The organism is Arcobacter roscoffensis (genome assembly GCF_024267655.1).
GTDB lineage: Bacteria > Campylobacterota > Campylobacteria > Campylobacterales > Arcobacteraceae > Arcobacter_B > Arcobacter_B roscoffensis.
Window position 1 is genome coordinate 786,970 of sequence record NZ_CP100595.1, and the last position, 13,028, is coordinate 799,997.

11 protein-coding genes are annotated in these 13,028 nt (G+C 28.4%); 6 read left to right on the forward strand and 5 right to left on the reverse strand.

From position 1 onward, the window contains the following. Genes NJU99_RS03825 through NJU99_RS03835 form a run of 3 tightly spaced genes read left to right on the forward strand, consistent with a single transcriptional unit; the run spans nt 1 to nt 5,226 of the window. Complete coding sequence (locus tag NJU99_RS03825) at nt 1-3,042, forward strand: efflux RND transporter permease subunit (protein ID WP_254577406.1); 3,042 nt, start codon at nt 1-3, stop codon at nt 3,040-3,042. Nucleotide 3,043: 1 nt separating this feature from the next. Beyond that, nucleotides 3,044-4,360 (forward strand): dicarboxylate/amino acid:cation symporter, encoded by a 1,317-nt coding sequence (locus tag NJU99_RS03830; protein WP_254577407.1) that lies wholly within the window; start codon nt 3,044-3,046, stop codon nt 4,358-4,360. Nucleotides 4,361-4,362: 2 nt separating this feature from the next. After that, complete coding sequence (locus tag NJU99_RS03835; RefSeq protein WP_254577408.1) at nt 4,363-5,226, forward strand: patatin-like phospholipase family protein; 864 nt, start codon at nt 4,363-4,365, stop codon at nt 5,224-5,226. Between the two features lie 29 nt (nt 5,227-5,255). Here NJU99_RS03835 and NJU99_RS03840 read toward each other — a convergent pair whose 3' ends face one another. From NJU99_RS03840 to NJU99_RS03860, 5 genes are all read right to left on the reverse strand, one after another. After that, nucleotides 5,256-6,452: an APC family permease gene (locus tag NJU99_RS03840; RefSeq protein WP_254577409.1), complete on the reverse strand. Its 1,197-nt coding sequence runs from the start codon at nt 6,450-6,452 to the stop codon at nt 5,256-5,258. Beyond that, complete coding sequence (locus NJU99_RS03845; protein ID WP_254577410.1) at nt 6,442-7,347, reverse strand: DMT family transporter; 906 nt, start codon at nt 7,345-7,347, stop codon at nt 6,442-6,444. The genes NJU99_RS03840 and NJU99_RS03845 overlap by 11 nt, the downstream gene beginning before the upstream one ends. A 52-nt stretch (nt 7,348-7,399) precedes the next feature. Further along, nucleotides 7,400-8,191, reverse strand: coding sequence for an AraC family transcriptional regulator (locus NJU99_RS03850; protein ID WP_254577411.1), 792 nt, complete (start codon nt 8,189-8,191; stop codon nt 7,400-7,402). 72 nt (nt 8,192-8,263) lie between these two features. Next, nucleotides 8,264-9,550, reverse strand: a complete 1,287-nt coding sequence (gene nhaA, locus NJU99_RS03855) for a Na+/H+ antiporter NhaA (RefSeq protein WP_254577412.1) — start codon at nt 9,548-9,550, stop codon at nt 8,264-8,266. Then, the gene (locus NJU99_RS03860; protein WP_254577413.1) at nt 9,547-9,924 is read right to left on the reverse strand and encodes a Fur family transcriptional regulator; all 378 of its coding nucleotides are present in this window, start codon (nt 9,922-9,924) and stop codon (nt 9,547-9,549) included. The genes nhaA and NJU99_RS03860 overlap by 4 nt, the downstream gene beginning before the upstream one ends. Nucleotides 9,925-10,065: 141 nt before the next feature. Here NJU99_RS03860 and NJU99_RS03865 point away from each other — a divergent pair, with 141 nt between their 5' ends. The 3 genes from NJU99_RS03865 to NJU99_RS03875 are packed head-to-tail and all read left to right on the forward strand — an operon-like array spanning nt 10,066 to nt 12,980. Beyond that, nucleotides 10,066-11,061 carry a metal ABC transporter solute-binding protein, Zn/Mn family gene (locus tag NJU99_RS03865; RefSeq protein ID WP_254577414.1) on the forward strand — a complete coding sequence of 332 codons (996 nt, stop codon included), beginning with the start codon at nt 10,066-10,068 and terminating at the stop codon, nt 11,059-11,061. Beyond that, nucleotides 11,058-12,521, forward strand: coding sequence for a nickel/cobalt transporter (locus NJU99_RS03870; protein WP_254577415.1), 1,464 nt, complete (start codon nt 11,058-11,060; stop codon nt 12,519-12,521). Before NJU99_RS03865 ends, NJU99_RS03870 begins: the two co-directional genes overlap by 4 nt. Nucleotides 12,522-12,530: 9 nt before the next feature. Next, a complete protein-coding gene (locus NJU99_RS03875) occupies nt 12,531-12,980 on the forward strand; it encodes a class I SAM-dependent methyltransferase (RefSeq protein WP_254577416.1) in 450 nt (149 codons plus the stop codon). Nucleotides 12,981-13,028: the final 48 nt, after the last annotated feature.

Here is a 13,028-nt window from a genome sequence, read left to right on the forward strand (position 1 = left end):
ATGTCTATTACAAAATTTGCTTTAGAAAAAAGCACTGTTACTATAGTCTTTTCATTTATGCTTTTAATCTATGGAGTAATATCATTTTTTGATTTACCAAGGGCAAAAGACCCTGGCTTTATCATAAGAACTGCTACTGTTGTGACATATTTCCCAGGAGCTAGTGCAAAAAGAGTAGAGCAGTTAGTAACTGATAAACTAGAAAAAACCATACAAGAAATGCCTCAAATTGATAATATAAAATCAACTTCAAAAAATGGTGTATCAATAATTTTTGTAAATATTTTAGAAAAACACAAAAATATGAGAGAGATTTGGGATAGTCTTAGAAGAAAGGTTGAAAAAGGAAGTAGGGCATTACCAGATGGAACAAGCCAGCCAATAGTAAATGATGAGTTTGGAGATGTTTACGGAAATCTTATTTCTATTACTAGTGATGGCTTGAATTATAGTGAGCTTGAAGATATGGCAAATGATGCTAAGGATATTATCTTAAGAGTAGATGAGGTTGCAAAAGTTGAGCTTTTAGGACTTCAACCCCAAAGAGTTTATGTCGAGTTTGATAATGCAAAACTAGCAAAATTAAATCTAAGTGCTTCATATTTAAAAAATATATTAGAACAAAAAAATATAGTTTTATCAGGTGGAAGTATAAAAGTAGATAGTTCAAGATTATCAGTAGAACCAAGTGGAAACTATGAAAATATAAAACAAATTGCAAATACCATAGTTCCTTTATCTACAGGCGAGTATATTTACCTAAAAGATATTGCAAATATTAAGTATGAATACAAAGAACCAAGTACTTTCATAGTAAGAAAAAGTGGACAAAATGCTATAGTTTTAGCTATTTCTATGAAAAAAGATGGGGATATTATAAAACTAGGAGAAAAACTTGATAACTTGATGCTTGATATTCAAAATAAGCTTCCTTTAGGTGTTAAACTTGAAAAGCTTTTTGATGAACCAAAAATTGTAGAGCAAATTGTAGGAAACTTTGTAGATAACTTACTTCAAGCTATGGCTTTAGTTGTTTTAGTGATGTTATTTTCACTAGGATTTAGAACAGGTCTTATAGTTGCTGTTTTAATTCCAATGTCGGTTTTAACTTCTTTTATTATCATGAGTATTTTTGATATTTGGCTAGATCAAGTATCTCTTGCTGCACTTATTATCTCTTTAGGTCTTTTAGTTGATAGTGCTATTGTTATGAGCGAGTCTATCATGGTTTTAATGCAAAGGGGAAAGAGTGTATTTGAAGCTTCACTTCAAAGTGCAAATGAACTAAAAGTACCACTTCTAACATCAGCACTTACAACATCAGCAGCCTTTTTACCTATATTTTTAGCAAAATCAAGCACAGGAGAGTATACAAACTCTATTTTTAAAGTAGTTACAATTACACTTCTTTCTTCATGGGTTTTAGCTCTTACTTTAACGCCTGTTTTAAGTAAGTATTTTATGAAAAAGAAAAAACTTGAAGCTAAAGAGAGTAGGTTTTATTTCTATTATAGAGGTTTTTTAAAAACGGTTTTAAGATTTAGATATTTAACTGTTTTAGTTGTAATTTTAATTTTTGTGGGCTCACTAAAAGTTTTAGATATTGTTCCAAAGAAGTTTTTCCCACCTTCAAGTGAACCTAGTTTTACTTTAGAGCTTAGGCTTCCAGTGGGAACAAATATAGATACAACAAAACAAGCAGTAGGAAAAATAGAAGAGTATATAAATCAAAAATATATTGTAAAAAAACAAAGTGTTAAAAACTTTGTTTCTTTTATAGGTCAGAGTGCTCCAAGGTTTTGGTTAGCTTATGACCAAGAGTTAGCTAGTGTAGAATATAGTACTATTTTGGTAAATGTAAAAGAGTATAAAAATCTACATAGTGTAAAAAAAGATGTAGAAGAGTTTACAAAAAATAGTTTTCCTAATATGCAAGTATCAGCAAAAGTTTTAGCAAACGGACCTCCTGTTAAACAGCCAATTGAGATAAGAATAAGTGGAAAAGATATTGACAAACTATTTGAGCTTAGTTCAAAAGTAAAACAAGAGTTATCAAACTATGATGAAGTGAAAACAATAGTTGATGATTGGGGTATTAGAAATAAAAAGTTTGTAGTTGATATTGATGAAGCAAAGGCTTTAAAAGAGGGTATTTCAAATCTTGATATAGCAATATCTCTGCAAAGTGCTTTAAGTGGTTTTGAGGTTACTACTTTTAGAAAAGATGATAAGTTAATACCTATAGTTTTAAGATCAAATGAGAATACAAAAGATGATTTAGATAGATTTAAATCTATTAGTGTTTATTCTCAAAGTAGTGGAAAAAATATACCTTTGTCTCAGGTTGCTTCTGTAAAAGTAGTTTTTGAAGAATCAAAAATCATAAGAAGAGATAGACTAAAAACAGTAACTGTTGGGGCAAATATAAACCAAGGAGCAAATGCAATAGCAGTATTTGAAAAAATACAACCTTTTATGAGCGAGTTACAAGAAAAGTTTCCTTTAGGTTATTATTATGAGTTTGGTGGAGAGTATGAAGCCTCAGGAAAAGCAAATAAGTCAATAGTTGAGAACTTACCTCTTGCTTTCATGGCAATAGTTTTACTTATGGTTGCACAGTTTAATTCTATTAGAAAGCCAATTATTATTCTTGTATCTATTCCTTTAGGACTAATTGGAGTATCAATTGGACTTTACACAATGAACTCATATTTTGGATTCATGACTCTTTTAGGAATTATTTCTTTAAGTGGTATTGTAATCAATAATGCAATAGTTCTTTTAGAGAGAATAAAACTTGAAAATGAAAATGGTTTAAATCTTTATGACTCTATTATTGAAGCTTGTGTGAGTAGGTTTAGACCTATTATTCTTACAACAATTACCACTATTTTTGGACTTATTCCTTTATGGTATAGTGGAGGTGAGATGTGGGAGCCTATGGCTATTTCAATTATATTTGGTTTGATGTTCTCAACAGTTTTAACCTTAGGGTTTATACCTGTTTTATATGCGATTTTTTATAAAGTAGAGAGGTCTTAAAATGTTTAAAACACTTTGGTTTAAAGTTTTAGTAGGAATGGTTCTTGGGGTTGTAGTTGGACTTATGTTATCTCCAAATGCTTTTGCTTTAGTCTCAAAAGAAGTGGCTTTTACAATTGCTCCTTGGGTAGCTTTAGCTGGAAATATCTTTTTAGCTCTTATCAAAATGGTAGTAATACCTCTTGTAATGAGCTCAATTATTTTAGGTATCACAAGTGCTGATAATACGGAAACTTTAAAAAGTTTAGGTATGAAAATAGCTCCTTATTTTGTTTTTACAACTATTGTTGCTGTAACTTTAGGCTTAATAATTGCCTTATATATAAATCCAGGACAATATGTATCAAAAGATATTTTAAATACTATTAGCACAAGTAGTATTGTAATCAAAGAGGTAAATCCAATCTCAAATACTTCTATTCCTGATATGATTGTAGATTTAATCCCTGTAAATGTAAGTCAAGCTGAACTTGATGGTAATATCCTATTTTTTGTAATACTTGCTATTTTTGTAGGTGTTGCTTTAATGAATATGGAAGATGAAGACTCAAAACCTATGAAAGATTTAGCTAAGTCATTTCAGGCTTTTTCTATGACAGTAGTTAGTTGGGCTATGAAACTTGCACCTTATGCTGTTTTTGGTTTACTTTGTAGTATTACTATTAAAATAGGTTTTGATGCAATATCATCTATGTCGATGTATGTATTTACAGTTTTACTGGGATTATTTTCTCTTTTATGTTTTTATTTAACAGTTGTTTATTTAAGTTCAAAAATAAAGCCTCTTGATTTTTTAAGAAAAGTAAGAGAAGTACAACTTATGGCTTTTTCTACTTCATCATCAGCTGCTGTTATGCCTTTATCTATGAAAACAGCAGAAGATAAGCTAAATGTCCCAACACCAATTTCGAAGTTTGTAATACCTTTGGGTGCAACTATAAATATGGATGGAACAGCAATTTATCAAGTAATAGCAGCTATATTTTTAACGCAATTATTTGGAATAGATTTAAGTCTAACTCAGATGGTAATCTTAGCTTTAACAACAGTTGCTGCATCTATTGGAGCTCCTAGTACACCTGGAGTTGGTATTGTAATACTTGCAACAATACTTCAGAGTTTAGGAGTTCCTGTTGAGGGAATAGCACTTATTTTAGGAGTTGATAGAATACTTGATATGTGTAGAACTACTATAAATGTCACAGGGGATTTAACAGCCTCTTTAGTTATGAAAAAACTAGTAAATATCTCAAGCCAAGAAGCAGATGTGGCAAAAGAAATAAACGCTTTAAAACAAAAGGTAAGTAAGGAAAACTAAAAATGCAAAAGAAAAAAACAGTATCCCTCGTCTTAGGAAGTGGAGGGGCTAGAGGTTATGCTCATATTGGAGTTATAAAAGAGTTAGAGAAGCAAGGCTATGAAATAAAATCTATTTCAGGTTCATCAATGGGTGCTTTAGTTGGTGGTTTATATGCAAGTGGGAAACTTCAAGCTTATGAGGATTGGGTTTTAAATTTTGATGCTTTAGATATCTTAAAGTTAGTAGATTTTTCATTTTCAGATGGTGGAATGATAAAAGCAGATAAAGTCTTTGATAAAATCGAAGAGTTTATAGGTGAAGATGTTTTGATAGAAGATTTATCTATTCCTTTTACAGCAACGGCAACTGATATTTTAAATAAAAAAGAAGTATGGCTAAAAAAAGGAAGTTTAAAAGATGCCATAAGAGCTTCAATTGCAATTCCTACTATCTTTACTCCAAAGAAATTAAATGGAAGAGTTTTATTTGATGGTGGTATTTTAAATCCTGTTCCAATATTGCCTGTCACATCTGAATTTACAGATTTGGTAATAGCTGTTAATCTAAATGATGATGCGATTATCAAAGATAAACATAAAAAAATATTTCAAGAAGATGATAGCTATTTCAAGAAAACTATTGGTAAGTTTTTGAATAAAAAATTTACAAATACAAAAAAGAAAAAACTTTCATATTTTGAGATTTTAAACTTATCTATAGAGAGTATGCAAGATGTAATAGCAAGACATCAGTTAGCAAGTCATAAGCCTGATATTATGATAAATGTTTCCTCAAAAGCTTGTGAATTTTATGATTTTCATAAAGCAAAAGAGCTTATAGAGTATGGACGCTGTATTACAAAAGATGTCTTAAAAGACTATTAGTAAAAATTATATTTTAAGAAGTATAAACGTCACTTCTTAAAATAAGTAAATAGAAATAATCCTATAATCATAGCTAGAATAAAAATATTTGAAAAAAGCATGATTATAAAAAATACTCCGATTAAAAAAATAGCACTATATTTAAAAAAGCCTTTATCAAAAAGAATAACTGCTGTAATAAGACCAATAATTGCATTTGCAATAAAAAAGGCATCTGCAAAAGCTACTAAGTTATCTAAAGTTAAATAATCAAGGCTTACTAAAACTAAAGTTATTATATAAATAATAGATAAAAAGTTTAATGCTCCTATGGGTGTATTATTTCTTAGATGCTTTGAGGTATATATTGTAAGTTTTAAAGATGAAATAAGCCTAGCCACTCCTCCTACAAAAAGAATAAGTGTTCCTATACATAAAATTATAGAAATTGTAGCAAGTAGTAAATCAGAGGTATTAGCAAATAAAGGCTTTATTATCCATACTAATTTAAACTCTTCATTTTTAGGAAAATCTCCAAAACAAATGGCTAGTGTTACTAAAATATAAACTAAAGATACAATAATTGCAGAGAGAACTACAGACCTAGTTATTATGTTTGTTTCTTTAACTTCATTTGAGTAATTACCTATTACTTCCCATCCAACTATTGCCCAAAATGCTAAAACAAAAGAGTATCCAATTTGTGAAACTTCTATATTTGGAAAAGAAAAAGAAAACTCATTTATATTAAATAGTACATAGATACTTGATAAAAGAAAAATAATAGTTATTGTTGAACTAACAATTAGCATTAATTTACCCAAGAAGTCTATTTTTATAAGAAGTAGACAATAAATGATTAAGTAAATATAAAAACTTAGTTCAACTAAAGAAGTATTAGGAAAATAAACTTGTATAAATTTTGCTGCTATTAAAAGTACAGCAACAGGTCCAAAAAATACAGCACAAATCAAATAAAAGGATGTAAGTAATTGATATTTTTTACCCATTGCTTCTTTTGTCGCAAGACTTACTCCTCCATCACCTGGATATAAAATTGCAAGCTTTGCAAATATTAAAGCAAAAACAAAACCTAGACTTAAAATAACTGCCCAAATGATAAGTGAAAAATTTCCAATCATATTATATAAAAGCGGAGGTAATAGTATAAGCCCTGAACCTAAAATAGGCCCTATAATTAGCCCTGATAAGGTAAAGGTATTTAGTTTTTTATTTTCAGTGCTCAACTTTTCCTCTTTTTTTGAAAATCTTTATATTATTTAAAATTTTCACAGCTATTAGTGTTAATATAGTACCTATTAGAAGTGAAATACTTAAGTGCTCTTTTAAGAAAATAATACTAAATAAAATAGCAAATAATGGTACTAGAAATATAAAAGAACTTACTTCATTTGTTCCAAGTTTCTCAATACCTATAAAATATACAGTTGTCGAAAAAGTTGTTGAAACTATAGCTAGTCCCAAGATATTTATCCAAAAAATTGTGTCATAACTAGAGTAATTAAACTCTAATGATTCTGTAAAGAATACAGCAACCATAATAGATGTAATAATATACATATATAAAGTAAACACCATAGGCGAGGTTTTAGTAATTTTAGAGCTTGTTATTGTAAGAGCAGGCCACAAAATAGAAGCTCCTAAGAAATACATATTTTGTATTGTAAATATTTGCTCACTTGAAAAAGACCAAACATTTAACATAGTCATAACTCCTAAAGCTCCAATTGCTAATGCAAAATAGTCTTTTTTTACTATTTTTTTACCATAAAAAAAAGCCATAATCAAAAAGGTATTTATTGGAATTAGTGTTGTTACAAGTGCTCCACCAAGTGAAGCTGTACCAAACTTTGTTCCTAAAAAATAGCATTTCATATAAGCTATCATGATTACTGATGCTAAGATAGCTAAAAGAAAACTTCTTTTATTTATATAAAAATATTTTCTAGTAAAGATAAGTACAGGAACTAAACTTGCAATTGTAAAGAAGTTTCTTAAAAATATAAGTTCATATTCATTTATATATGAGCTTAAAACTTTTGCATTTACCCATGAAGCTCCCCATCCAGCCATAGCTAGAAACATCAAAAAGTAAAATAGGTTTTTATTTGTATCTGTCATAATATAGTCTTTTAAATAAATTTAAAAAAGTATAGTGAAAAGTTTTTTTTATTTATAGAATAAAATTGCTATTCTTTTTTAAAGTAAGAGGAGTATATCCAAAAAACTTCTTGAAGTTTCTTGTGTAGTGAGATTGGTCATTAAAGCCAACTTCAACACTTGCTTGACTTATTGATACACCTTTTTGAATAAGTCTATTTGCTTTATTTAGTCTTTGATTTATTATAAAAGCATGTGGTGTTAGACCAAACTCTTTTTTAAATAGTCTTAAAAAGTGATATTTACTTAGGTTTACATTTGATGCAAGTGCATCAAGTGTAAAGTTAGTATCTAATGAGTCATTTATAAGTTCATAAGTGTTTTTTATAAGTTTTCTATCTTCAAAGATTTTATTATACTCTTTAGTATAAATTGTATTTGAAAGTATTAATTCACTTAAAGCCTCAATCAATAATGATTCTACAAACATCTCATCTTCTTTAGTAAAATAGGCTGTAAAAAAGTTATGTAGTTTTAAAAATAAAAGTTTGTTTTCTACAATATGTCTTTGAAAAAAAGGAGTTTTTTTTTCATAAAATATTTGCTCATATAGATTTGATAATAAATCAACTGTTGGATAGAAATTTGCATGGCTCCACTCTTTTGATTTTCCTGAGTGAACCTCTCCTGGGTTATTTATTCTTATTGAGTATTCATAAGAATCATATGTCTCAAAAGAATTATATGATTTTAAAACACCTTTATATGTAAGACCTATAGTATATGTATCATGGTAGTGTTTTGTAAAATCATTTGTTGATTGTTTAACATTTTCAAAAAGAATATTTTGTAGTATTTTTGACATATTATATCTTAGTTAAATTTTCTTTTTGAAAATAGAATAATATTGCTATTTTTTATACAAAAGAAAAAGCTTTTAAGCTTTTTCTTTTTTTATAGAAAGAAGTAGTAAAACACCAATAAGTGCAGCTACAAATGAAGCAGCAAATACACCAAGTTTAACAGCAGCTATTGTTCCCTCGTCTAAGAAGGCTAAGTGCGTAATAAAGATAGACATTGTAAATCCAATACCAGCTATAAATCCAACTGCTAAAATCTCTCTCCAAGAAATAGCATCTGGTTTTTTAACTAAATTAAATTTATGAGCTAGGTATGTAAGTCCTAAAATACCTACAGGTTTACCAATAACTAGACCACAAACAACACCTAAAACTATCATTAGGTTTGCACTTACTGTACTAAAGTCGATTAAAACTCCTGCATTTGAAAATGCAAATAAAGGCATAATAAAAAATGCTGAAAGACCATGTAGATTGTGTTCAAGTCTAACTAAAGGATTTTGAACTCTATCATATCTATATGCAATAATTTCTAGTTGATCTATTTGATGATGATTTAAAATAGGAATTGGATCCATGTGTTTTTCAAATTCATCCACAGACTCTCTAGTTTCCTCAATAAATCTTTTTTCATCTATTTTAGAAGTAATTGGAATAGCAAATGCTAATAAAACACCTGCAATAGTTGCATGAATACCAATAGCATGAATATAAACCCAAAGTAAAATACCAAGTAATAAGTAAGGAGTTAAAGTAGTAACACCTCTTTTATTTAAAATCCAAATTAAAGCATAAACAATCCCTGCATGTAAGAAGTATTGTGATTGAATTTCACTTGTATAAACAGTTGCAACTACAAATACAGCACCTAAATCATCAACAACTGCAAGAGCAACTAAAAAAACTTTTAAAGCAGGATTTACTCTTGTTCCTAAAAGCATTAAAATACCTAAGGCAAATGCAATATCTGTAGCCATAGGTACACCAAACCCTAGTGGATTATCTGGGTTAAATCCTACATAAATAAGAGCAGGTATTAACATACCACCAATTGCAGCAACGATTGGAAATGAAGCTTTACTTATGCTTGATAGTTCACCTACTAACATTTCTCTTTTGATTTCTAATCCTACCATTAAAAAGAATAATGCCATCAATCCATCATCAATCCAATAAGTAAGTGTCATGGAAATAGAGAAATCACCTAAGTTTATTCCTAGTGGCATATGCCATAAGTCATAGTATTCTTGTCCCCAACTTGAATTGGCAACAATTACAGCTGCGACTGTTGCAATAAAAAGAATAATACCACTTAGAGCTTCTTTATTTATATATCTCTCTATAGTAATTAATTGTTTAATCATTTATGTTCCTTATTTAAGCAATTTGGACAAACACCTTTTATTATAATGTTGTCAACTTGGTAATCTTGTAGATTAAAATTTAACTTTTCATGAATACACTCAATCTTAGAACAAACACTACAAATAAAATGAGAGTGTTTTGTTTTTGATATTTCAAAATATCTTTTTTTATCATTTGACTCAAAAGAGTTAATAATATTTTGTTCCTCAAACTTTGTAATATTTCTATAAAATGTAGCTTTATCCATTGAAAGACTGTTCTTGATATCCTCATAACATAAAGGCTTATCTGATTCAACTAAAATCTCCAAGATGGCTTTTCTTGCAGTAGTTAGTTTTATATTTTTTTCATGTGTTAATTTTTCTAAGTTCATAGTTAGATTATATCAATTTTAATTTAAAAGAACTTTATTATTTTTGTCAAGATACAACTAAGTTGCATTAAAGTTTTTATGTAATATTATTTCACAAATGCAACTAGCTTGCAAAATAAATGTAAAAATTAAGGAAAATATATGAAAAAAGTTTTATTGTCTTTATTCTTTTTTATTGGTATGAGTTTATTTGCCAATGAAGTAACTGTAAGTATATTACCACAAAAATATTTTGTTGAAAAAATAGCAAAAGATAAAGTTGAAGTAAATGTTATGGTAAAAGCTGGCTTCTCTCCTGCAACATATGAGCCAAAAACATCACAAATGAGAAAATTAGCTAAGTCAAAAGCTTATTTTTCAATTGGTGTGCCGTTTGAAAAAGTATGGTTAGAAAAGTTTGAAGATGCAAATAAAAATATGCTTGTAGTTGATACTACTCATGGAATAAAAAAACTTGAAATGCAAGCTCATGAACATCATGATGAAGAAAAACATGAAGAGCATAAAGAAGAAAAACATCACGACCATGATGAACATAAACATGAAAAACACGATGAGCACAAACATGAAGAACATGCACATCATGACCATGACGAACATAAACATGAGAAACACGATGACCATGATGAACATGAAGGTCATGATCACTCTGGATTGGACCCACATGTTTGGTTAGATCCTATGTTAGTAAAAGTTCAAGCGAAAAATATCTATGAAGCTCTTGCTAAAATAGATTCAAAAAATAAAGATTTTTATTTAGCAAACTATAAAGATTTTGTAAAAGAGTTAGAATCTTTAAATAAAAAATTAGAATCAATTATTGAGCCTTATGAACATAAAGCATTTATGGTTTTCCATCCATCTTGGGGATATTTTGCAAAAAGATACCACTTAGAGCAAATTTCAATTGAAATTCAAGGAAAAGAGCCAAAACCTGCTCAATTAGTAGAATTAGTAGATGAAGCAAAAAAACATGATATAAAAATCGTATTTGTAGCACCACAATTCTCTCAAAAAGGTGCAAAAGTTATTTCAAATAGTATTAAAGGTTACACTGCTACAATTGACCCATTATCTTACGAATGGGATAAGAATTTATTAAAGGTAGCAAACGAGATTGCAAAAAGTTATAAATGATACGATATATACTATTAATATTAATTTTTAAGGGCATCCTTTTTGGATGCTCCTTATGTTCAGTTTATTCTCCTAAAACACATGTTTCTGTTTCTATAGAAGCCAATGATAAACTTATAAAAAATGCACAAGTTAAATGGGTATTTGCAAAAGAGTTTACAAAAGAGCTTTTAAATCTCTATGATACAAATTTAGATGCAACATTTGATGAAAAAGAAATAGAAGTAATTCAAGATGCACTACTAGCTTACATAGAACCCAAAAATTACCTTACTCACTTAACTTACAGTACTAAAATAGAAGAAGTTTCACGAACACTTGATATAAAAAAATATAAATTTAATTTCATAGATGGGATATTAAGTTTTGATTATGAGTTTGATTTAAATTATGAAATAAAACACAATCATAAATTATATATTGAAGTTTATGATGATGCAAGTTACTTTATCATGCTTATTGATGAGAATAATCAAAATTTTAATATTCCTTATGAGTTAAAAAAAGAGATGGACTATAATAGTGTAACTTATACTATAAATGCACCTTCTCTAGCTACAAGTGAAACAAAAGAAGAAGTAAAACAAAGTGCTTCTGAAGTTAGAAAAAAAGAAAAAAATCTTATTGAAAAATCTTTAGAAGAAGAAAATGTTCAAAAAGAAGAGACTCTTTTAGGTGGCTTTGTAAAAAAAGTAAAATATTACTTAGTAGAGATAGAGAAGGGTGAAGATAACTGGGCTTTACTTTTCTTACTTGCTGTATCTTTTGTATATGGAATAATACACGCTATGGGACCAGGACATGGAAAAGCTTTAGCCTTTTCATACTTTAGTACTCAAAAAAGTTCATATTTTCAAGCCTTTATTATTTCACTTGCAACTGCATTTATTCATATAGTTGGGGCATTGATTTTAGTTGTGATTTCTATTTTTCTACTTCAAAGTGTTTTAAATAGTTTCTTAGATGATTCTATAAAGTACATCACTCAAACAAGTGCAGTTTTAATCATGCTTTTATCTATGTATATTTTATATAGAAAACTAAAGAAAAAATCTTGTGCTTGTAGTGCTTGTTGTAGTACAGAAGAAAATAAACCAATGTTTTCAACAACTGGAAATATTAATTTTGTTCAAAAGTCTGAAAGCAAAATTCATTTTAACAATGAAAGAAAAAAGCAAGACTTGATATTTGTACTAACTGCTGGACTTATTCCTTGTCCTGGAACAGTTGTACTTTTTGTATATGCTTTTATTTTAAAAACATATTTTTCAGTAATATTAGCAAGTATTGCTATCTCTCTTGGAATGGGACTTGTAATCTTTGCTTCATCATTTTTAGGAGTTTCTTTAAATAAAGTATCAGCTAAATCTACTAAAATAATCAATATTGTAGAAGTATTAGCACCTATTGTTATGTTTGCCTTAGGTTTATTACTTCTTTTAAACGCAGATATTTTTTAAGGAACTAAAATGGATATTATCTCAACTTTGAGAAAATATCTTCCAAGATTTAAAAAAGTACTAGAACTTGGAAGTAAAAAAGGTAATGACTTAAAACTACTTCATGAATACTATGAAGTAGTTGCAAGTGAAGATGAAAAAATCAAAACAAGATTCTTAAAAGATGAGTTTATTGATATACGAGTTATTGTACTTGATAAAATTACTGTAGATACTCACAAAAAATTTGATGCTATTTTTTCAAGAAATACCTTAGATAATTTATCTCTTCTTCAAATCAATGAATCTTTGAAAAATCAAAAAAATATTTTAAATAAAGAAGGTTTGATTTTTCATATTTTAGATGATAGTAAAGTTGAGAAAAATGAAGTTATGGTACTAGTACATGAAAATTATGAACTTTTAGAAGAGGGTACTTTTGATAATAACTTTTATTTTTTAGCAAGAATACTTGATTGAAATCAAGGTTAATTTCTCTCTTTAAAGATAAAATCGTTTCATATAATT